General features: G+C 75.1%; 19 protein-coding genes. 3 read left to right on the top strand and 16 right to left on the bottom strand.

Annotation, left to right across the window (positions count from 1 at the left end; all coding sequences use genetic code 11):
* Positions 1-40: 40 nt before the first annotated feature.
* On the bottom strand, positions 41-724 hold the full coding sequence (locus QSK00_RS10390; protein WP_285590241.1) for a GntR family transcriptional regulator: 684 nt from the start codon (positions 722-724) through the stop codon (positions 41-43).
* A 122-nt stretch (positions 725-846) separates the two neighbouring features.
* Here QSK00_RS10390 and QSK00_RS10385 point away from each other — a divergent pair, with 122 nt between their 5' ends.
* Both QSK00_RS10385 and QSK00_RS10380 read left to right on the top strand, forming a co-directional pair.
* Positions 847-2781, top strand: coding sequence for a DUF2339 domain-containing protein (locus QSK00_RS10385; protein WP_285590239.1), 1935 nt, complete (start codon positions 847-849; stop codon positions 2779-2781).
* Positions 2774-3769, top strand: a complete 996-nt coding sequence (locus QSK00_RS10380; protein ID WP_285590237.1) for a 5'-3' exonuclease — start codon at positions 2774-2776, stop codon at positions 3767-3769. The genes QSK00_RS10385 and QSK00_RS10380 overlap by 8 nt, the downstream gene beginning before the upstream one ends.
* A 192-nt stretch (positions 3770-3961) precedes the next feature.
* On the opposite strand, the gene QSK00_RS10375 is transcribed toward QSK00_RS10380, so the two are convergent.
* The 9 genes from QSK00_RS10375 to pafA all read right to left on the bottom strand — a co-directional run bounded on the left by QSK00_RS10375 (position 3962) and on the right by pafA (position 13895).
* Positions 3962-4351 carry an MmcQ/YjbR family DNA-binding protein gene (locus QSK00_RS10375; RefSeq protein ID WP_285590235.1) on the bottom strand — a complete coding sequence of 130 codons (390 nt, stop codon included), beginning with the start codon at positions 4349-4351 and terminating at the stop codon, positions 3962-3964.
* 97 nt (positions 4352-4448) lie between these two features.
* Positions 4449-5132, bottom strand: a complete 684-nt coding sequence (locus tag QSK00_RS10370; RefSeq protein WP_285590232.1) for a DUF4333 domain-containing protein — start codon at positions 5130-5132, stop codon at positions 4449-4451.
* Between the two features lie 30 nt (positions 5133-5162).
* The gene (locus tag QSK00_RS10365; protein WP_285590230.1) at positions 5163-8024 is read right to left on the bottom strand and encodes a DEAD/DEAH box helicase; all 2862 of its coding nucleotides are present in this window, start codon (positions 8022-8024) and stop codon (positions 5163-5165) included.
* Positions 8025-8071: 47 nt separating this feature from the next.
* Entirely contained in the window at positions 8072-8326 is a 255-nt protein-coding gene (gene tatA / locus QSK00_RS10360) for a Sec-independent protein translocase subunit TatA (RefSeq protein ID WP_285590228.1), read from the bottom strand.
* On the bottom strand, positions 8323-8577 hold the full coding sequence (locus QSK00_RS10355; protein WP_285590226.1) for a hypothetical protein: 255 nt from the start codon (positions 8575-8577) through the stop codon (positions 8323-8325). Before QSK00_RS10355 ends, tatA begins: the two co-directional genes overlap by 4 nt.
* A gap of 58 nt (positions 8578-8635) precedes the next feature.
* Positions 8636-9637 (bottom strand): helix-turn-helix transcriptional regulator, encoded by a 1002-nt coding sequence (locus QSK00_RS10350; RefSeq protein WP_285590224.1) that lies wholly within the window; start codon positions 9635-9637, stop codon positions 8636-8638.
* Positions 9634-10623 (bottom strand): helix-turn-helix transcriptional regulator, encoded by a 990-nt coding sequence (locus QSK00_RS10345; RefSeq protein WP_285590222.1) that lies wholly within the window; start codon positions 10621-10623, stop codon positions 9634-9636. Before QSK00_RS10345 ends, QSK00_RS10350 begins: the two co-directional genes overlap by 4 nt.
* Positions 10624-10692: 69 nt before the next feature.
* Positions 10693-12438, bottom strand: a complete 1746-nt coding sequence (locus tag QSK00_RS10340; protein ID WP_285590220.1) for a serine/threonine-protein kinase — start codon at positions 12436-12438, stop codon at positions 10693-10695.
* 98 nt (positions 12439-12536) lie between these two features.
* A complete protein-coding gene (gene pafA / locus QSK00_RS10335) occupies positions 12537-13895 on the bottom strand; it encodes a Pup--protein ligase (RefSeq protein ID WP_285590218.1) in 1359 nt (452 codons plus the stop codon).
* Positions 13896-13962: 67 nt separating this feature from the next.
* Here pafA and QSK00_RS10330 point away from each other — a divergent pair, with 67 nt between their 5' ends.
* Positions 13963-15540: a bifunctional phosphatase PAP2/diacylglycerol kinase family protein gene (locus QSK00_RS10330; protein WP_285590216.1), complete on the top strand. Its 1578-nt coding sequence runs from the start codon at positions 13963-13965 to the stop codon at positions 15538-15540.
* A gap of 85 nt (positions 15541-15625) precedes the next feature.
* Here the strand turns inward: QSK00_RS10330 and prcA are convergent, their stop codons facing one another.
* From prcA to QSK00_RS10300, 6 genes are all read right to left on the bottom strand, one after another.
* Complete coding sequence (prcA, locus tag QSK00_RS10325; RefSeq protein WP_285590214.1) at positions 15626-16408, bottom strand: proteasome subunit alpha; 783 nt, start codon at positions 16406-16408, stop codon at positions 15626-15628.
* Positions 16409-16445: 37 nt separating this feature from the next.
* Positions 16446-17279: a proteasome subunit beta gene (prcB, locus tag QSK00_RS10320; RefSeq protein WP_285590212.1), complete on the bottom strand. Its 834-nt coding sequence runs from the start codon at positions 17277-17279 to the stop codon at positions 16446-16448.
* Between the two features lie 136 nt (positions 17280-17415).
* Positions 17416-17610, bottom strand: coding sequence for a ubiquitin-like protein Pup (locus tag QSK00_RS10315; protein WP_179793369.1), 195 nt, complete (start codon positions 17608-17610; stop codon positions 17416-17418).
* Positions 17611-17716: 106 nt separating this feature from the next.
* Positions 17717-19234 carry a depupylase/deamidase Dop gene (dop, locus tag QSK00_RS10310; protein WP_285590209.1) on the bottom strand — a complete coding sequence of 506 codons (1518 nt, stop codon included), beginning with the start codon at positions 19232-19234 and terminating at the stop codon, positions 17717-17719.
* Between the two features lie 10 nt (positions 19235-19244).
* On the bottom strand, positions 19245-20459 hold the full coding sequence (locus QSK00_RS10305) for a multidrug effflux MFS transporter (protein ID WP_285590208.1): 1215 nt from the start codon (positions 20457-20459) through the stop codon (positions 19245-19247).
* A complete protein-coding gene (locus QSK00_RS10300; protein ID WP_285590206.1) occupies positions 20456-21715 on the bottom strand; it encodes an esterase/lipase family protein in 1260 nt (419 codons plus the stop codon). Before QSK00_RS10300 ends, QSK00_RS10305 begins: the two co-directional genes overlap by 4 nt.
* Positions 21716-21731 lie beyond the last annotated feature (16 nt).

The following is a 21731-nucleotide window of genomic DNA, read 5'->3' as shown; positions in this document are numbered from 1 at the left end:
ACGGTTACGCCTGTGTGACGCCGCCGGTCGGCGGCGGCCGTCAGTGGCTGGACTCGTCGAGCTCGGACACCAGGTAGGTCCGAGCTCCGTGGGTGGTCAGCGCCTCCAGCGCGGCGACGGCGTCCCCGCCCGCGACGGCGTCGTACAGCGCCCGGTGGCGCCGGACGCCCTCGGCGGCGCTGCGGACCTCGGCCTCCCGACGCATGTTCGTCGCCATGTAGAGCTGCAGCTGGAGCAGGACCGGCTCGTAGACCCGCAGCAGGTGGCGGTGCCCTGCCAGCGCGACCAGCGCGAGGTGGAACTCGCGGTGCGCGTCCGCCCGGTCGGCACCCGCCGCCGTCTCGATGCGCCCGATGGTCCGCTCGAGCGCGGCCAGCCGGTCCGCCGGCGGCGGACCGTCGGCGAGCGCCGTGCCGACCGCGAACCGCTCCAGCGCGTCCCGCAGCCCGAACAGCTCCTCGATGTCACGGGGCGAGAGGTCCACGACCCGGACGCCCCGCCGCGGCAGGTGCTCGACCAGGCCCTGCTCGCCGAGCAGGCGCAGCGCCTCGCGCAGCGGCGCCCGGCTGGTCCCGAACCGCCGGGTCAGCTGCTCCTCGACCAGGCGCTCCCCGGGGGCCAGGGCGCCCCGCAGGATGTCCGCGCGGATGCGGGTGACCACGAGCTGGACGAGGCTCTGCGCGCCGAGCCCCGGGCCCTCGTCCGGCGGGGCCTCAGCGGTCACGGTGCGCTCCTCGTCCGGCGGGACGACCTCCGTCCGGTCGCCCCTGCTCCCGGAGAGTTTCCCAGACGCGACTAGGTAGTCGCCCCCTGTCCGGGCCCGCCCGGCCGGGTGAGGGTGACCGCATGACGAACCCCGGTGATCCCACCGCCCTGCTCGAGCGGCTCGACGGCGAGCTCGCCGACCTCGGCGCCCGCCTCGCCCGCGTCCGCTCCGACCTCGGGGTGCTGCGCGGGTCCCCGTTCCCGACGACGGGTGCTCCCGCGGCTGCCACGCCCGGCTCCGGTCCGGTGCCGTCCCCGCCGTCGACCGCGGCCCCGCCGTCACTCGGGCCGTCCGGACCGCCGGCCGGGTTCCCGGGTGGGGTGGGGCCGTGGATGCCGTCGCGGCCCGCCGTGCCCCCGGCTCCCGCCCCGGTGTGGGCCCCGCCGCCCGCCGGGCGGAGCGACTCCCGCGCTCCCGGTCTCCCCCGCCTCCCCCGGCTCTCGGGAGCCCGGCTGCTCGCCGCGACGGGGGCGGGCGTGACCCTGCTCGGCGTCGTGCTGCTCCTCGCGCTGGCCGCCTCGCGCGGCTGGTTCGGCCCGGGGGCCCGGCTCGGGCTGGGCGGGCTGGTGGGTCTCGCCCTCCTCGGCGCCGGCGTGGTCCTGCAGCGCCGGCGCGGCGCGGACGGGGCGGCCGACCCGGGTCCCGTCTCGCTCGCGGCCACCGGCATCACGGCCCTGTACCTGACCGTGGCCGCGGCGACCTCGCTGTACGACGTCCTGCCGGTCGTCGCGGCGGTGGTGCTCGCCCTGCTCGTCGCGGGTGGTGGCCTGCTCCTGGCCGACCGGTGGCAGCGCCGCGGCCTGGCGCTCGGCGTCGTCGTCGGCGTCGACCTGCTGGTGCCGCTGGTGGTCGACGCGGCCGGTCCGCTGCTCGTCGTGCTGCTCGTCGTCGTCATCGTCGTGACCCTGCCGGTCGCGGCGCGCCGTGGGTGGCCCGTGCTCGTCTCCGTCGCGGCCGGTTTCGCGGCCCTCACCGCGCTGATCAGCGTCGGGGCGGTCGGCCTCGCGGGCTCCTCGCCGGTCGGGGTGGCCGCTGCGGTCACCGCGCTGGTCGTCGTCGGGATCGTCGCCGCGCTCGTCCTCGTGGCGGCCCCGGGGGCCGACCGGACGAGCACGGCGGTGGCCGGGCTCGCCGTCTCCGTCCCCGTCCTCCCGCTGCTGGGCGCCGCGTCGGCCCTCACCCGGCCCTGGGGTGCGGTCCTCGACGTCGTCGTCGTGCTCCTGCTGCTGACGGCCGGGGTCGCCGCCGAACGCGGCGCGGGCCGGGTCCCCGCGACGCCGGCGCTGTCGGCCACCGCGGTGGTCGCGGCAGGCGTCGTCGGACTGCAGGCGGTGCCGCTGGCGCTGACCGGGACCGCCCAGGGCGGGGGCCTGCTCGCCGTCGCCGCCGTCCTGGCCGTCCTCGCCGCGCGCACCGGCCGGACCGTCGTGCTCGCCGTCGCCGCCGCGTTCGGCGTCGTCGGGGGCGGGCTCGCGCTGGCCCGCGACCTGCCGCTCGACGTCGTCGTCGGCGGGGAGATCCGGGCGACCGGGACGCTGCTGGCGATGGCGGCCGTCGGGGTGCTCCTCGCCGCGGCGTCGGGTGCGCTGCTGGCGGCGGTCGCCCGCGCGGACCTGCTCGGTGGCCGGGACCGGACGGCCGTCGTCGTGGGCCTGCTCGGGGTCGTGGGGCTCTACGGTGCCGCCGGCGTGGTCGTCACGCTCGCCCTCGCGGTGGCCCCGAGCCGGGCGGGGTTCCTCGCCGGGCACGTGCTGGTGACGATCTCCTGGACGGCGCTCGCGCTCGTCCTGCTCGTGCGCGGGGTCGGGGCGGTCCTCCCCCGCGTGCTGGGCGGCGTCCTCGTCGTCGCAGCGGTGACCAAGCTGATCCTGTTCGACCTGGTGGCGCTGGACGGCCTCGCGCGGGTCGTGGTGTTCCTCGGCGCCGGACTCGTGCTCCTGGTCGCCGGGACCCGGTACGCCCGGCTGGTGACGTCGGCGGAGGCCGACCCTGGCACCCTTGCGCACCATGAGTGAGGGAGCCGACGGTCCCGTGATGCTGCTGGACTCGGCGAGCCTGTGGTTCCGCGCCTTCTACGGGGTGCCGTCGTCGCTCACCGCCGACGACGGCACGCCCGTCAACGCGGTCCGCGGCTTCTGCGACATGGTCGCCCGCCTCGTCCGCGCCCGGCAGCCCTCTGCCGTCGTGGCCTGCCTCGACCGGGACTGGCGCCCGGCCTTCCGGGTCCGCGCCCTGCCGTCGTACAAGGCCCACCGGGTGGACACCTCGTCGGGCGTCGACCCGTCCGACCCCACCGTCGGCGGCGGCCCCGACGCCGAGGCCGCGCCGCCGGAGCTGGGCGTCCAGGTCCCGGTGATCCTCGACGTCCTGGCCGCCGCGGGCATCCCGACGGCCGGGGCGGAAGGCTTCGAGGCCGACGACGTCATCGGCACGCTCGCGTCCGGCGAGGCGACCTCGGCCGTCGAGGTCGTCTCCGGCGACCGCGACCTCCTCCAGCTCGTGCGCGACGAACCGACGCCGGTGCGGGTCGTCTACATCGCCCGCGGGGTGTCGAAGTACGAGGTCTACGGCCCGGAGGAGGTCGCGGCGAAGTACGGCGTGCCGGTCGGCCGGGCGGGCGACGGCTACGCGGAGATGGCGATGCTGCGCGGGGACCCCTCCGACGGCCTCCCGGGCGTCCCGGGCGTGGGCGAGAAGACCGCGTCGCAGGTGGTGTCGAAGTTCGACTCGTGGGCCGAGCTCATCACGGCCGTGGTCGACGGCGGCGACGCCCGGCTCTCCTCCGCCGTGCGCCAGAAGCTGGTCAAGGCGGCGCCGTACCTGACCGTGGCCCCCGAGGTGGTGCTCGTCGCGAAGGACGCGCCGATCGACTGGACCGGGACGACGCGGTCGCTCCCCCACGAGCCGGCCGACCCCGACGCGCTCGCCGCCCTGGCCGAGCGGTGGAGCCTCACCGGCTCGGTCGACCGGCTGACCGCGGCCCTCGCGGGCCGGGACGCCTGACGCGGCCGGCCACCTCCGTCGCCTCCGTCGAGTCGGTCGCGAGGGTGACGTGGGGCAGGCCCGGCAGCCCAGGAACCTGCCTGAGGTGCGTCTCGCGGGGCGGGCGACGGTCCGGTCGGGACCGGTCCCACCGCGAGGTGCACATGGTGCAGGTCCAGCGGCGTCGGGTGCTGCCTGATGTACGTCTCGCGGTCAGGCCGGGTCGCGGGGGTGCCGGCGCAGCACCATGGGCGGCGCGGCGGCGTACCAGGCCTCGGTGACCAGTTCGCCGAGCTCGTCGAGGGCGATGCGGTCGAGGTGGACGAGGACACTGGCGTGCCCGTCGAAGTGCGGGGTCGTGAACCAGGGGTCGCCCTCCGCGACGAGTGCCTCCTTCGCCCCGAGGTCGGGCACGCGGGCGCCGAGCACCGGCCCGGGCTGCTCGGTCCACCCGAGGTCGGCCAGGTCGCGCGTGCGCAGCGGTCGCTCCCAGACGACGAGCTTCTTCTTCACCTTCCAGGACACGGACCCGCCGTACGTCCCGAGCTCCTCGACCTCGGGCAGGGCCAGGGCGAGGCGCCGCACGTCGTCCCAGGTCGCCATGCGGGCCGACCCTAGCCCTCCCCCGGTGGCAGGAAAGCGTCGTTGCTGTCGCCCGGCGACAGCAACGACGCTTTCCTGCCACCGCGAGGAGGAGGGCTCAGCGCGGCTGGCCCACCTCGTAGGTCCCGGACTCGTCGACCACGTCCACCGGGATCCGCGCCGGGCGTCCGTCGACCGTGCCGGAGCAGAAGAACGTCGTCCCGGGGCGGACCCGCTCGTCGTCGGGGCAGCTCACCCCGGTGACCTGCCGCTTCCAGTCGCGGGTGACCACGTCGGTCACGCCGCGCTCGACGGCGGCCCGGTCGAGCACGTCGTACCGGGCGAACCGCGGGCCGACCACGAACGCGAGCAACGCCACGACCACGAGGGCGACCACGACGACGCCCAGCACGACACCGAGCACGATCCGCCGCACCCGCCGCCGTCGTGCGGGGTCGGGGGGTGGCGCCGCCGGTGGGGCCCACCCCGGCGCGGTCTGCTGCCACGGACCGGGTGCGAAGGCGGGCGGCCAGGCCGCGCCGGGCGTCGGGTCGGGCGCCGCGCCGGTGGCCCGGACCGGGACCGCCTCGCCCGGCGCGGGCGCGGTGAATCCCGAGGGCGGGGTGGCGTCCTCGTCCCGTCCGGCCGAGGGCGGCGCGTCACCCCAGCGCACCCCGGTCGTCCGCGACAGGGCCTCGCCCGACGGCGCCTCCCCCGCATCCCCGGTGGCCCCGGTGACCTCGGTGGCCTCGGGGGCGTCCTCGGGCACCGGCGCCGACGACTCCCCCGCCGTGTTCGTCACGCCGCTCACACTCTCACGGCGTCGCGTCGATCAGGTCTCCCCCACCGCCACGACCCCCCGTCGGACGGCCCGCCCGGCCTCGGCGGCGGCCCGCCCCACCGGGTCCTCGGGGCCGCAGACGGCACGGATCTGGTCGAGCAGGTCGAGCACCTGTCGGCACCAGCGCACGAAGTCGCCGGCCGAGAGCTCGAGCCCGTGGGCCCGCGCCGAGGACAGCACCACCGACAGCGCGTCCCCGCGGGCCCAGCGGTGCACCGGCCAGGCGAAGCCGAGGTCGGGCTCGCGCGTGCGGTCGAGGTGGTGGCGGCGCTCGTCGTGGACCAGGTCGGACCAGAGCCCGACGGTCGCCTCCACGGCGGCCTCCACGGCGTCGGGCACCCGGGGGATGCCGCCGTCGTCCCGACGCGAGTCGTAGACCAGCGACGACGCGACCGCTGCGAGCTCGGCCGGCTTCAGCCCGAGCCACACCCCGTGGCGCAGGCACTCCGCCACGAGCAGGTCCGACTCGCCCCAGAGCCGGGACAGGCGGTGACCGGCGGGCGTGAGTTCCTGCTCGCCGCCCGCGTCGCGCTCGGCCCCGCCGGCGAGGTAGCCCCGCTCGGTGAGCAATCCGCGGATCCGGTCGAAGTTCCGCGCCAGCGAGTGGGTGGTCGACCGCACCCGCTGCTCGAGCTGCTCGGTCTCGCGGGACAGGCGGGCGTGCCGCTCGGCCCAGCGCGCCCGGTCCTCGCGGTCGGCCCGGCCGTGACACGGGTGGGAGCGCACCGCACGGCGCAGCGACGCGAGCTCGGGGTCCTCGGAGGCCGACCCGCCCCGCCGTCGCGAACGCCCCGGCGCCTCGATCCCGGTGTCACGCAGCGCGTTGGCGAGGTCCCGGCGGACCCGCGGCTCCTTGTGGTCGACCCGCTTCGGGAGCTTCATCGACCCGAGCGGGGTGACCGGGTCGGGGAAGTCGGCGATGGAGAGCCGCCCGGCCCAGCGGTCCTCGGTGAGCACCAGCGGGCGCGGCTCCATGCCCCGCCCGGAGCGGTCCACCCCGGGGTCCAGCACGACGGCGAGGCCCGCCCGCTTGCCCGACGGCACCGAGATGACGTCGCCGCGACCGAGCGCCTCCAGCGACGCCGAGGCCTCCGCCTTCTGCTGCGTGCGGCCCTGCCGCGCGAGCTGCTTCTCGCGTTCGGTGAGGCGCCGGCGGAGGTCCATGTACTCGGCGAAGGCCTCGGCCGAGGCGCCCTCGCCGTCCGCGGCCCCGTTCCCGCCCATCGCCTCCGCGTAGCCCTCGAGGGCCTCCCGGTTGCGCTCCACGCGCTTGGCGAGGTGGACCACCGAGCGGTCGGCCTGGAACTGCGCGAACGACTGCTCGAGCAGCTCCCGCGCCTCGGTGATCCCGAGCCGGTCGACCAGGTTGACGGCCATGTTGTAGCCCGGCCGGAACGACGAGCGCAGCGGGTAGGTGCGCGTGGACGCGAGGCCCGCGACCTGCGCCGGGTCCATCCCCGGCGCCCACAGCACCACCGCGTGGCCCTCGACGTCGATCCCTCGCCGACCTGCGCGTCCGGTGAGCTGCGTGTACTCGCCCGGGGTCAGCTCGACGTGGGACTCGCCGTTGTACTTGACGAGCTTCTCCAGCACGACGGTGCGCGCGGGCATGTTGATCCCGAGCGCGAGCGTCTCGGTGGCGAACACCGCCCGCACCAGGCCCTGGACGAACAGTTCCTCGACCGTCTCCTTGAACGCCGGCAGCATCCCGGCGTGGTGCGCGGCCACCCCGCGCTCGAGCCCCTCGCGCCACTCCCAGTAGCCGAGGACGTCGAGGTCGGCGTCCGGCAGGGCGGCGCAGCGGCGGTCGACCACCGCACGGATCCGCTCCACCTCGTCGCGGCCGGTCAGCCGCAGCCCGGAGCGCACGCACTGGGTCACGGCGGCGTCGCAGCCCGCACGGCTGAAGATGAACGTGATCGCGGGCAGGAGACCGGCGGCGTCGAGGCGTTCGATGACGTCGACCCGTGACGGCGGGCGGTACCCCGGCCCCCCGGACCGCCCGGTGCGGCCGGGCCCGGAGCCGCGGTCGTCCCGGCGGCGGGCATCGCGACCGCCCCGCGGCGGCGGCCCGGACCGGCCGCGCCGGTGCCCGCCGCCGTCGCGGTCGACCTCGGCGACGGCCTTGGCGAGCGTCGGGTCGACCTTCACCCGGTGGTCGCCGTCGCCCCGGGACTCCTCGGCGAACAGGTCGAACATGCGGGAGCCGACCACCATGTGCTGCCACAGCGGCACCGGGCGGGTCTCGTCGACGACCACGGTGGTGTCGCCGCGGACCTCGACGAGCCAGTCGCCGAACTCCTCGGCGTTGGACACCGTCGCGGACAGTGACGCGAGCTGCACGTAGCGGGGCAGGTGGAGGATGACCTCCTCCCACACGGCGCCGCGGAAGCGGTCGGCGAGGTAGTGCACCTCGTCCATCACCACGTAGGCGAGCCCGTCGAGCGCCGGGGAGTCGGCGTAGAGCATGTTGCGCAGCACCTCGGTCGTCATCACGACGACGGGTGCGGACCCGTTGACGGCGGTGTCGCCGGTCAGCAGACCGACGGCGTCCGCGCCGTGCCGGGCGACGAGGTCGGCGTACTTCTGGTTGGACAACGCCTTGATCGGCGTCGTGTAGAAGCACTTCTGACCCCGCGCGAGCGCGAGATGGACCGCGAACTCACCGACGACGGTCTTGCCGGCGCCGGTGGGCGCGCAGACGAGCACACCGTGTCCCTCCTCCAGGGCGAGACAGGCACGCCGCTGGAAGTCGTCGAGCTCGAAGCTCAGGGACGTGACGAAGGTGCCGAGCTCGGGGTGCGCCGAGCGGGTGCGCGCTGCGGCGTAGGCCTCGGCGGGAGAGCGGGCCACGCCCCCACCGTGTCACACATCGGTGGGGGCGCGCTGCGGAAAGGGTCTCAGTCGGCCTTGCGGGTCTCGTCGGGAACGGTCTCCCGGGGCTTCTCGACGACGGGCGGGTCGGCCCGGGACGCCTCGACCGGCTTCGGCGCCGGCCCGGGCGACTTCGCGCGCTCGTCGTCCTCCTTCATGCCGCGGGTCTCGGCCTTGAAGATGCGCATCGACTGCCCGAGGCCGCGGGCCATGTCGGGGAGCTTCTTGGCGCTGAAGAGCAGCACGACGCCGACGATGGCGACGATGATCCATTCGCTCACGGGAGAGCTCCTTCCGTCCTCCCGTCCGACTGTACCGGGGACGAATCGGGCGCCCTACGCTGCTCCATCCGGACGCCCAGGGCAGCCGTCCGCGCCCGGAGCAGGCCCACCCGGTCGGTCACGAACGCCCCGAAGGCGCCCGACACCGCCGACGTGCGCCGCAGCGCCCGCAGGGTGCCGCCGACCAGCAGCACGAGGACCACCAGGGCCACGACGACGGCGACGATGCTCCACACGATGGGACCGATCACGCCGGGACCCTAGCGCGACCGCGCCCCTCCCCCGTCGCTCCGCTCGGCTCCGCCCGCCTCAGCCCACGCCGTAGGCCGCGAGCGCCTCGCGCGCCCGCGCGGCCCGGTCCGCAGCGAGCTCGGGCGGCCACAGCACCTCGACGGTGTCCCCGAGGCCCAGCAGCAGCCGCACCATCCAGGCCCGGTCGTCGTAGCGCATCCGCACCCGGGCCGACCCGTCGTCGTCCGCGACGACGTCCTCCATCGGGTAGTACTCGGCGACCCACCGCGCCTCGGGGGCCAGGCGCAGCGCCGCGAGCGGCCGGCCCTCGTCGGGGGCGAGCAGGCCGGTGGCGTCCGCCGGGACCTCCCGCAGCTCCGCGTCGGCCGGCGGCCGGGCCGGTTCGTCGAGGGTCTCGGCGTCGTCCACACGGTCGAGCCGGAACATCCGGACGCCCTCGGCCCGTCGGCACCACGCCTCGAGGTAGGTCGAGCCGTCGACCATCATCAGGCGCATCGGGTCGACGTCGCGGCGTCCGACGGCGTCCCGCGAGGCCGAGTAGTAGGTCAGGCGCAGCGCCCGGTGCCGGGCGACCGCGTCGCGGACGGTCGCCTCCGCGCGGGCGTTGCCCGGCGTGCGGCCCATGCCCACGGCCACGGTGCCCGACAGACCGTCCGAGCACGCCGACAGGGGGTCGTCGGTGCGCCCCGAGGCCTGCTCGATCTTGGCCAGGGCCCGCTGCACCGCGTCGGTGTCGACCACCCCCGGCGCGTCGGCGAGGGCGCGCAGGGCGACGGCGAGGGTGGCGGCCTCCGGGCCGGAGAGCCGCAGCGGCCGGGAGAGCCCGGCGTCGTAGACCACCGTGACGGTGTCGCCCTCGAAGGAGAGGTCGACGAGGTCGCCCGGCCCGTAGCCCGGCAGCCCGCACATCCACAGCAGTTCGAGGTCGCGGCGCAGCTGGCTCTCGCTGATCCCGAACTCGGCCGCCGCCTCCGCCACGGGCACGCCCGGGCGCGCGAGCAGCCACGGGACCAGCGTGAGCAGGCGCGGCAGCCGTTCCGCGACGCCCTCCGCGCTCATCGGTGCGCCTCGGAGAGCGTGGCGGGGGCGTCGGCGCTGGCGCGCAGCGCGGCGATCACGGCGTCCCGCAGTTCCGGCGGCTCGAGCACCACCGCGTCGGGCCCGTGCCCGGCGATCCAGCGGGCCAGGGACTCGAGGCGGGCGAGGTCGAGCTCGACGACGTCGGGGTCGCCCTGCGGGTCGGGCCGGCCGGCCCGGCGCAGGCCGGCCGCGCGCCCGGGCACCAGCCGCACCCGGGCGGTTCCCGACGGCGGGGGTGGTCCGGCCGAGCGGGCCACGAGGTCGACGAGGTCGACCCCGTCGGGGCGGGTGACCGCGCCGCGGGGCCCGACCGTGGCGACCTCGCCCTCGATGCGCGAGATGCGGAAGCAGCGCACGTCGTCCCGGTCCCGGTCGTGGCCGACGAGGTACCAGCGGCCGCGGTAGGACACGACGCCCCAGGGCTCGACGGTCCGCTCCCGGGCCGGGGCGGCGGGGTGACCGCGGTGGGCGAAGCGGACCGCGCGCCCGGCCCGGGCAGCGGCGAGCAGCGGGGCGAACGCCGGCTCGGTGGTGCGCACCCGCGGCTGGACCTCCGAGGCCGCCGTGGGATCGACCTCGACGCCGGCCGCGCGCAGCTTCGTCACCGCGGTCCGGGCGGCGCCGGCCAGCTGCGGGGAGTCCCAGAGCCGGGCGGCGAGGGCGACCGCCGTGGCCTCGTCGGGCGCGAGGTCGATCGGGGCGAGCTCGTAGTCGCCGCGGGCGATCCGGTAGCCGTCCACGGTGTCGAAGATCGACTGCTTGCCGGTCTCGAGCGGGACGCCCAGCTCGCGGAGCTCGGCCTTGTCCCGTTCGAGCATCCGGTAGAACGCGTCGTCGGTCGCGGCCTCCTCGTAGCCCGCCACCGTCGTACGGATGCGCTCGGCGGTGAGGAACTGCCGCGTCGAGAGCAGCGCCAGCACCAGGTTCACGAGACGCTCGGCACGAGCGGTCGGGGCGGCGGGCACGCCCCAGAGGGTACGTGCGCCGCTCGATCTTGTGTTCGACATCCCGGATCCCGGCGCGTCCGGGGTGCCTCAGGCCGAGTCGGCGCCGCCCCGCGAGGCCGAGCGGATCTCCAGGGCGCCGTCGCCGTTGCGGTCGACCTCGAAGGTGTAGGTCTCCCGGGAGGTCCGCCCGCTCGACGTGACGAAGTCCAGGACGGCACGCGCCGAGGTGCCGTCGACCTGCACGTCGGTGGCGCTGACCGAGGTGATCCCGCCCCAGAACCGCTGGTAGCCGCCGTAGCCGCCCGAGGCGTCACGGGCGTCCCCCGACAGCAGCGCCCACGCGCCGGGGATGTCGCCGGGCAGGCTCGCGTAGTAGGCCGTCACGGTGCGACGCGTGTCGTCCTCGGTGACGGGGGCGTCGGGATCCCCGCCCGACGGGGCGTCGGTCGCCGGGCTGCCCGGCGAGAGCGGCGCGCCCGCCACCGGCGGCACCGTCTCCGTGCTCGTCGGCAGCGGCACGTCGGTGGTGGGGACCGCGGGCGTCGCCGGTGCCGCGGCCACGGTGGTCCGCGACGCCGGGGTGCGGGCGTCCTCGGCCGCGGCGAGGGCGGCCCCGACGCCCGCAGCGAGCACGACGGCGGTCGCGGCCGCGACCGCGAGCACCCGACGGCGGCGGCGGGAGCGGGGACGGGCCGGCGGGGTCGCGGCGACGGTGCTGTCCGCCGGGGACAGGGGGAACCAGCCGTCGGACCCGTCGTCGGACCCGTCGTCGGGACCCGCGACGGCGGGCGTGGCGTCCGGGGAGGTCGGCGGGCCGGTGACGACGGGCCGGCGGCCCGCGACGTCCGCGGTGGAGGGATCGCCCGGCTCCGCGGGGGTCGGGGTGAGCGGCGCGGCCGCTGGGGCTGGCAGGGCCGCTTCGGACTCCCCCAGCGCCGCGCGGGCCTCGAGGGCCGAGCGCAGGAGGGGGGTGTCGGGCCGGTGGCGGGCCTCGAGACGCAGCATCGCCGACAACGGCCGCCCCAGCACCCCGGCGCGGGTGGCCGGGCGCAGCCGTCCCTCGGCCATGGCGTGGAGCACGGCGAGGGTGTTGTCGAGCCGCCCGCAGACCAGTTCGTTCTCCACCGCCGCGTAGAGCGTCGCGCCGAGGGAGAAGACGTCCGAGGCGGGCGTCGGGTCGCCGCCCCGGGCGACCTCGGGCGCGAAGTAGCCGGGTGTGCCGGCGACCAGGCCGCCGCCCGTGGCGGTGGTGTCCCACGAGGCGCGGGAGACGCCGAAGTCGGTCAGCTTCGCGATACCGTCGTCGGTGATCAGCACGTTGCCGGGCTTGACGTCGCCGTGGACGATGCCCGCCTCGTGCACCGCCGAGAGCGCGTCGGCGATCTGGGCGCCGATCCGCGCGACCTCGAAGGGCGGGAGCGGCCCGCGCTCGGCGAGCACCGCCGCGAGCGAGCGCGACGGCAGGTACTCCATGACGATCCACGGCATCGAGCCGTGCATGACGACGTCGAACACGGCGATCGCGCGTGGGTGCATCACGCGGGCGGCGATCCGGCCCTCGCGCATCGCCCGGGCCCGGGCCACGCGGATCTCGGCCTCGTCCCCGTCCCGCGGCGGGGTCAGCTGCTTGACCGCGACGGTGCGGCGCAGCCGCCGGTCCCACGCCGACCACACCACGCCCATCGCGCCGGCCCCGATGCACTCGCCCACCCGGTAGCGACCGGCCAGCACGGTGCCCTCGACGTCGGGATCCGGGGTCACCGGCGCGGCGTCGTGCAGCGTGCTCGGCTGGTCGGCGGGCGTCACCCGGGACGTGCGGTCCTGGTGCTCCATCGGCTGTGTGCCGTCCTCGTCCTCGGTCGATCGGTCACGGTGTGGTGGTGGGGATGACCCGGGACCGGCCGACGCGAGGCGTGAGCGCTGTTACACGGTCACAGCGTCGCGATGAGCCGGTCCACCCGTTCGTCCACCGCGCGGAACGGGTCCTTGCACAGGACGGTTCGCTGCGCCTGGTCGTTCAGTTTGAGGTGGACCCAATCCACGGTGAAATCACGACCGGCGTTCTGGGCGGCGGCGATGAAGTCGCCGCGCAGCTTCGCGCGGGTGGTCTGCGGCGGGGTGTCCTTCGCGGCCTCGATCTCGCCGTCGTCGGTGACCCGGTCGACCAGGTCCTTGCGCTGCAGGAGGTCGAACACGCCGCGGCCCCGGCGGATGTCGTGGTACGCGAGGTCGAGCTGCGCGATGCGGGGGCTGGACAGGCCGATGTCGCTGCGCTTGCGGTAGCGCTCCACGAGCTTGTGCTTGATCGCCCAGTCGATCTCGCGGTCGATGAGCGAGAGGTCCTGACGCTCGACGGCGTCGAGGGTGCGGCCCCACAGCTCCAGCACCCGGTCGGTCACCGGGTCGCTCCCGCGGCGCGCGACGTGCTCCACGGCCCGCTGGTAGTACTCGCGCTGGATGTCCAGGGCCCCGGCCTCGCGGCCGCCCGCGAGGCGGACGGGGCGGCGGCCCGTGAGGTCGTGGCTGATCTCACGGATCGCGCGGATCGGGTTGTCCAGGGTGAAGTCCCGGAACTGGACGCCCTGCTCGATCATCTCGAGCACGAGGTGGGTGGTGCCGACCTTGAGCAGGGTGGTCACCTCGCTCATGTTCGAGTCGCCGACGATCACGTGCAGGCGGCGGTAGCGCTCGGCGTCCGCGTGCGGCTCGTCGCGGGTGTTGATGATCGGACGGCTGCGCGTGGTGGCCGAGGACACACCCTCCCAGATGTGCTCGGCGCGCTGGGACAGGCAGAACACCGCTCCGCGGGGGGTCTGCAGGACCTTGCCGGCGCCCGCGATGAGCTGGCGGGTCACGAGGAACGGCAGCAGCACGTCGGCGATCCGGGAGAACTCGCCCGACCGGCCCACGAGGTAGTTCTCGTGGCAGCCGTAGGAGTTGCCCGCCGAGTCGGTGTTGTTCTTGAACAGGAAGATGTCGCCGCCGATGCCCTCGTCGGCGAGCCGGCGCTCGGCGTCGAGCAGCAGGTCCTCGAGGATGCGCTCACCGGCCTTGTCGTGGGCCACGAGCTGCTCGAGGGAGTCGCACTCCGCCGTCGCGTACTCGGGGTGCGACCCGACGTCGAGGTAGAGGCGCGAGCCGTTGCGCAGGAAGACGTTCGACGAGCGCCCCCACGACACGACCCGCCGGAACAGGTAACGAGCGACCTCGTCCGGGGACAGCCGACGCTGACCGTGGAAGGTGCAGGTCACCCCGAACTCGGTCTCGATGCCGTAGATCCGCCGCTGCATGGTTCCAGCCTAAGCCCCCGAGGCCGCTCGCGGCGCCCCTCGACACCGGCCCGTAGGGTCAGCTCCCATGCTTCCCCGGCGACGCGCACGCCGCGCGAAGGCAGTGTTCCGCACGGGTCTGCGGCGGAGCCGCCGGTCCCTCCGGCCGGTCGGCGCGCTGGACCACCGCATCACCGCCGCCGTCGGGAACCTCCCGGCCACCCGGCTGGACGCCGGGCTGCTCACCTTCACCCGTTCGGCCAACCACTCCGGACTCTGGTTCGCGGCCGCCTCGGTCCTCGCCGGCCTCGGGACCCGGAAGACCCGACGGGGCGCGCTGCGGGGCGTGTTCGCCATCGGGCTCGCGAGCTTCGGCGCGAACGCGGTCCTCAAGCCGCTGTTCCCGCGCCGCCGCCCGGCCGCGGACCTGCTCCCGCCCTACCGCTCCCTGCCGGACCGGCCCACCTCGTCCTCGTTCCCCTCCGGCCACTCGGCGTCCGCCTTCGCCTTCGCCGTCGGCGTCGCGCTCGAGAGCCCCCGCGCCGGGATGGCCCTGGCCCCGGTCGCGGCCGCGGTCGCCTACTCCCGCGTCCACGTGGGCGTGCACTGGACCAGCGACACCGTGGTCGGCTCCGCCCTCGGGGTGGGGGCCGCGCTGCTCACCCAGCGCTGGCTGCCGCGGCGCCCCACCGACGAGGCGATCGCCCGTCCCTGGCTCGACGCGCCACACCTCGAGCAGGGCGACGGCCTGTCGATGGTGGTCAACATGGGGTCCGGGCGCCCCGGGGTCGACCCGGCCGAGGAGATCGCGGACGCCCTCCCGAAGGCCACGATCGTCCGCCTCGAGCCGGGCGACGACCTCCTGGGCCGCCTGCAGGAGGCCGCGGCGACGCCCGGCACCGAGGCGCTCGGGATCGCGGGCGGCGACGGGTCGGTCGCCGCGGCGGCCCGCATCGCCGAGGACCTGGACCTGCCGCTGGCGGTCATGCCCGCCGGCACGCTCAACCACTTCGGCCGCGACGTCGGCGTCTACGACTTGCAGGAGGTCGTCGACGCCACGGGCGCCGGCGAGGCGGTCGCCGTCGACGTCGGCGAGCTGCGCGTCTACTCGGCCTCAACCGGGCCCGAGGGCGGCGAGCGCGTCGTCTTCATCAACACCGCCTCGTTCGGCGGCTACCCCGACATGGTCCGGCTGCGCGAGAAGTGGGAGAAGCGGTGGGGCAAGTGGCCGGCCGCGTCCGCCGCCCTCGTCGCGGTGCTGTGGACCGCCCGGCCCATCCCGTGCCGCATCGACGGCCGGGAGACCTCGATCTGGATGCTCTTCGTCGGGAACGGGCCCTACGCCCCGGCGGGCATGACGCCCGCCTACCGGCCGCGGCTGGACACCGGGCTGCTCGAGGTGCGCTACCTGCGCGCCGACCGCCGCTTCTCCCGCGCCCGGGCCGTGGTCGGCCTGCTGCTCGGCACCCTCGGGCACATCCGCACCTACGTCGAGCACACCGCCAGTTCCCTGGACGTGGAGCTGCTCGACGGCCCGCTGGAGGTGGCCACCGACGGCGAGGTGATGGTCTCGGGCGAGCGGCTGGTCTTCTCCGTCGCCGACCACCCCGTGCCGGTCTACCGCCGCGACGAGACCCGCTGGCCGGAGCGCGCCACCGCCTGGTGACGCGCTGTCACTGCCCCTGACGAGCGAACGGCACTCTCGCGCACATGGATGCTGCGAGAGTGCCGTTCGTTCGATCAGGAGGGGGTCAGGCGTCCGCGCCGCCGGCGCCCGAGACCTCGTCGCCCGCACCGGTGTCGCCGGCGTCGGGTTCGGCGTCCGCCGACCCGGCGTCGGGCAGGAGCCCGGAGAGCGCGGCACCGGTGATGCGGCGGAAGGAGCGCCGCCGCCGGCGGGACCGGTCGAGCAGGGCGACCTCGAGGGAGTCGACGCCGAGCGTGCGCTCCTCGGAGGACGACCCGTTCTGCGCGAGGAGCGCCTCGACGGCCGTGCGCAGGGCGCCCTGCGTGTCGAGCGACGCGTCGTAGGAGGACTTCAGCGCCGTCGAGATGGGCTCGGTGGTGCCGCCCATGACCACGAACTGCGGTTCGTCGGAGATCGAACCGTCGTAGGTGATGCGGAAGAGCTGGTCGGAGTCGGCGTTCTCGCCCAGCGCCGCGACGCACAGCTCGACCTCGAACGGCTTCTGCTGTTCGATGAAGCTCGCGCCGAGGATGTTGGAGTACGCGTTGGCCAGCGCGCGCCCGGAGACGTCGCGGCGGTCGTAGGAGTAGCCCTGGACGTCCGCCCAGCGGACACCGGCGCGGCGGAGGTTCTCGAACTCGTTGTAGCGCCCGACCGCGGCGAACCCGAGCTGGTCGTAGATCTCGGAGATCTTGCGCAGCGACTTCGAGCGGTTCTCCGCGACGAACAGGACCCCGTCCGCGCAGCTCAGCACCACCACGCTGCGACCGCGGGAGATGCCCTTGCGGGCGAGCTCCGAGCGGTCGCGCATCAGCTGGTCGACCGACGCGTAGAACGGCATCGTCATGGCGGGGAGGCTCCCTCTTCGGTGCTGTGGGGTCGGGTCAGCTGGTCGCGCGCTCGCGACGGCCCGCGATGACGGCCTCCGCGACGGTCTGGACCTCGTCGGCGGGCAGCTGGACCGCGCCCTGGGCGTCGATCGCCACGACGATCGGGAAGATGTGGCGGACGGTGTCGGGGCCACCGGTCGCCGAGTCGTCGTCGGCCGCGTCGTAGAGGGCCTCGACGGTGTTGCGGACCGTCGTGGCGCGGTCGGCGGTCACGTCGTGGAGCTTCTTCAGCGAGGACCGGGCGAACAGCGAGCCGGACCCGACCGCCGCGTACCCGCCGTGCTCCTCGTAGCGCCCACCGACGACGTCGTAGGACACGATGCGTCCCGCGCGCGCCGGGTCGACGGCGTCGAGGTCGTAGCCCGCGAACAGCGGGACGTAGGAGAGCCCCTGCATCGCCGCGCCGAGGTTGCCCCGGATCATCGAGGCGAGCCGGTTGGACTTGCCGTCGAAGGTCAGGCCGACGCCCTCGAGCTTCTCGTAGTGCTCCAGGTCGACCGCGAACAGCCGGATGGCCTCGACGGCCAGGCCGGCGGTGCCCGCGATGCCGGCCGCCGAGTAGTCGTCGGTGATGTAGACCTTCTGCATGTCCCGCTGGGAGATGAGGTTGCCCATCGTCGCCCGGCGGTCGCCCGCGATGACGACCCCGCCGTCGTAGGCCGCCGCGACGATCGTCGTGCCGTGCGGCACCCCGCCCGCGACCTCGGGGGTGACCCCCCGCGCGGTGGGCAACAGGTCCGGCCGGACCGTCGAGAGGAAGTCGATGAACGAGGAGGTGCCGGAGTCGAAGTAGGCGGGGGCCAGCCCGGTGATGCTCCTGGGGTCCATCGGCGGTCGTCGCTCCTCTGCTCGTGGTACCGCTGGTCAGACGGCGCGGCGGGCCGGAACGCTAGTCCCGGCCCGCCGCTCGTGCACTGCCGATGCGCCGGGTTTCGCGCGTGGCGAACCCGGCGGACCGGGTCGGCTACTCGCCGCCCTTCTGGACGTACGCGCGGACGAAGTCCTCGGCGTTCTCCTCCAGGACGTCGTCGATCTCGTCGAGGATGCTGTCGGTCTCCTCGCCGAGCTTCTCCCGGCGCTCCTGGCCGGCGGCGGTGGTGTCCTCGCCGCCGTCTCCGTCGTCGCCACCGCCCTGCCGCTGGGTCTGTTCCTGCGCCATGGCTGCCTCCCGGGACCGCTGTCGGTGCTGCTGGGAGCGACCCTACCTGTCCGGGGCCGCGCCCGACGTCAGGAACATCATCCGTCTTCCCGACGCCGCGCCCGCCCTAGCCGCGCGTCAGGGCCTCGACGAGCGCCGTGGCGTTCTCGGCGTTGTCGATGAGCTCGCCGACGTGCCCGCGGGTGCCCCGCAGCGGCTCGAGGGTGGGGATGCGCACGAGCGACTCGCGACCCAGGTCGAAGATCACCGAGTCCCACGACGCGGCCGCGACCTCGCTGGGATAGCGCTCCAGGCACCGGCCGCGGAAGTAGGCGCGCGTGTCCTCCGGGGGCTGCGTCACGGCGGCACGCACCTCGTCCTCGGTGACGAGCCGCTTGATCGATCCCCGGGTGACCAGGCGGTTGTAGAGGCCCTTCGCCTGCCGCACGTCGGAGTACTGCAGGTCGATCAGGTGCAGCTTCGGCGAGTCCCAGGGCAGGTTGTCGCGCTCCTGGTAGCTCTGCAGCAGCTTGAGCTTGGCCACCCAGTCCAGGCGGTCGGTGCAGCGCAGCGGGTCGGTCTCGAGGTCGTCGAGGACCTGGCCCCAGATGTCGAGGGTCTCGCGGGTGACCTCGTCGACGTCCTCGCCCTGGGTCTCCTGCTCGTGCTTGCAGGCGCGCTCGTAGTACTCGCGCTGGATCTGCAGGGCGGTCATCTTCCGCCCGTTCGCCAGCTCGACCTCGACCTTCAGCGACGGGTCGTGGCTGATGCGGTGCACCGAGCGGACGGGCTCGAGCAGGCGCAGGTCGTCGAAGCGGACACCGTCCTCGATCATCGAGAGGACCAGCGCCGTCGTCCCCACCTTGAGGAAGGTCGAGTACTCGGAGAGGTTCGCGTCGCCGATGATGACGTGCAGACGGCGGTACTTGTCGGCGTCGGCGTGCGGCTCGTCGCGGGTGTTGATGATGCCGCGCTTGAGCGTGGTCTCCAGGCCGACCTCGACCTCGATGTAGTCGGCGCGCTGCGAGAGCTGGTAGCCGGCCTCGTCGCCGGAGGCCCCGAGCCCGACGCGGCCCGCCCCGGTCATCACCTGGCGGGTCACGAAGAACGGGGTGAGGCCGGAGATGATGCTGGGGAAGGGCGTCTGCCGGTTGCACAGGTAGTTCTCGTGCGAGCCGTACGAGGCGCCCTTGCCGTCGATGTTGTTCTTGTAGAGCTGGATGCGCCCGGTGCCCGGGACGACGGCGGCGCGCTCGGCCGCCTCCTCCATCACCCGCTCCCCCGCCTTGTCCCAGATGACCGCGCCGCGCGGGGTGGTCACCTCGGGGGCGGAGAACTCGGGGTGGGCGTGGTCGACGTAGAGCCGGGCGCCGTTGGTGAGGATGACGTTGGCGGCGCCGAGGTCGTCGAGGTCGCCGGTGTCCGGCGGCGGGCCGGCGCTCGGGCCGAGGTCGAAGCCGCGGGCGTCGCGCAGCGGGGACTCCACCTCGTAGTCCCAGCGAGCCCGACGGGCGCGCGGCACCTCGGCGGCGGCGGCGTAGGCGAGGACGACCTGCGTGGAGGTGATGACGGGGTTCGCCGTCGGGTCGCCCGGCACGGAGATGCCGTACTCGATCTCGGTGCCCATGATGCGGCGCGCGGTCATGCTCCCGACCCTAGTTGGCCCTCCCGCCCGATGCCGCCCTGCGCCACAACACCGTGAACGCGACCAGGGCGAGGAACGTGGCCCCCGTCATCGTCAGGCCCATCGGCAGCGGGGTCGTCCCGCCGCCGAGGCCCACCAGCGGGGCCGAGAAGCCGCCCACGATGAACTGGGCGGTGCCCAGCAGGGCCGAGGCGCTCCCGGCGTGCTCCGGGTGGTCGGCGAGGCTCAGGGTGGTCGCCGCGGGCAGGGCGGTGCCGACCCCACACACCGTGACGAACAGCCCGACCAGCACGCCCCACACCCCGAGATCCAGGGAGCCCGCGAGGACGGTCGCCGACCCGGCGAGGGCGATCGCCAGGCCGACCGGGACCATCCGCTCGGGGCGGACCTTCTCGGCGCCGACGAGCCGCCCGGAGACCTGCACCGCGCTCACGATGCCCACGGAGTTCACCGCGAACACGCCGCTGAACTCCTGGGGCGAGAGGCCGTAGAGCCCTTGCAGCACGAAGGTCGAGCCGGAGATGTAGGCGAACATCGCCGCGAACCCGAGGCCCGCGGCCGCGACGCACGCGAGCACCCTCGCGTCGGCGAGCAGGACGCCGAAGGCGTGCCGGGTGGTCCGCCAGCCGCCGGTGCGCCGCCGGTCGGGCGGCAGCGTCTCCGGGACCGCGAGCAGCACGCCGACCAGCACGACGGCCCCGAACGCGGCCAGCACCACGAATACCCCGCGCCACGAGGTGAGCCGCAGCAGCTGGCCGCCCAGCACCGGCGCGACGATCGGAGCGACCCCCGACACCAGCATCAGCGCCGCGAAGGCCCGCGCGGCGGCGGGCCCCTCGTACAGGTCCCGGACGACGGCCCGGGCCACCACGATCCCGACGGCGCCGCAGAGGCCCTGCGCCAGCCGCAGGGCCACGAGGGTCCCGACGTCGGGTGCGGCGGCACACGCCGCCGAGAGGACGACGAAGCCGACCGCGCCGACGATCAGCGGCCGGCGGCGGCCGAGCACGTCGGAGAGCGGCCCGGCGACGAGCTGGCCGACGGCGAGGCCGACCACGCACGCCGTCAGCGTCAGCGCCACCAGCGACGCGGACGCCTCCAGCTCGACCGCGACCGCCGGGAGGGCGGGCAGGTAGGTGTCGATGGAGAGCGGTGCCGCCGCCGAGAGCGACCCGAGGACGACGGTGCGGGCGAGTCCGCCGCGGGGCTTCTCGGCCCCGCTCACCGCCGGTCGTCGACGGCGACCGGGGACGCGCCGTCGTCGGGAACGGAGAGCCAGCGCAGCAGGTGTTCGTGGATCCGCGGGTCGTTGAGCAGGTGGAAGTGGTGCGACGACGGGAGGGTCTCGACGTCGGTGATCGCGCCGCGCGCGGAGTCCACCGGGACGAGCAGGTCGCCGAGGATGTTGGCGAGCGGGTGGTGGGGGTTCGCGGTCAGGCAGGCGGCGACGCTGTGGTGGCTCGACGAGGCGAGCAGCGGCACGTCGGTGTCGGACACCCCGGCGACGAGGTCGCGGATGCCGGCCGAGCGGCGGTCGAGGAACTCGCCCCAGGTGCGGGACCGGGCCCAGCGGGAGAGCTGCGTGGCGAGCTGGTCGACGCGGTGGGCCAGCGGGGCGCCCTCGTGCGGGGAGCCGAGGTAGACCATCCGGCGCACGGCGTGCACCCACGGCTCGCCGGACAGGACCGCGGCGTGGCAGGCGTGGCGGAGCACCAGCCCGCCCATCGAGTGCCCGACCAGGTCGAGTCGGCGGATCGGGACCGGCCACGCCTCGAAGACCTCGGCGAGCAGCACCGAGAGCGCGGCGCCGTTGTGGGCGATGCGCATCCCGGTGTTGTAGCGCAGCAGCAGCGGGACGGCCCCGACCGTCGAGGCGATCCGCTCGGCGTAGCCCTCCCCCGCGCTGTCCTCGTCGGCGAGGCGCCACGCGTGCTCGGTCTCGCCGAGGCCGTGGACGAACAGCACGACGTGCGAGAGATCGCGCTCGGGGTGGTCGGTCACCGCCGCGGCGATGTCGTCGAGGCGCAGCTGCGCGTGGGGGTCCTCGTCGTGCAACGTGGAGGTGTAGAGCGCCATCGGGACCGCGAGGTCGTTGTCGAGGGCCACCATGTGGTCGCCGACCAGACCGTTGATCGCGCCCGTGAGCACGGCGCCGGCCGGGCGCGAGGTGATCGGTGTCCAGTCGGCCCGCCCGGAGGCCTCGCGGTACACCTCGGCGGCGAGCCCGATACCGCGGCCCGCGGCGTGCCCGATGCCGCGCACGGCGGAGTAGACGCCGGCGGAGATGCCGTCGTGCAGGACCTGCACGGGCTTCGAGGCCGGACCGAGACCCACCGTGCGCAGGGCGGCGAACACCGTGTCGGAGATCGCCCGGTGGGTGCCCTCGACGGGCCGCGAGATGATGTCGACGGCCTCGGACGCGACACCGGCCGCCCCCCGGACCTCGTTGCGAGGGGCGGGAAGCGGCCGGTGGTCGGTCATGCCGTCAGACGGTACC

Source organism: Actinomycetospora sp. NBRC 106378 (assembly GCF_030269685.1).
Lineage (GTDB): Bacteria > Actinomycetota > Actinomycetes > Mycobacteriales > Pseudonocardiaceae > Actinomycetospora.
Note: the sequence above shows the minus strand (reverse complement) of the source record. Positions and strands in the feature narration are given on the sequence as shown.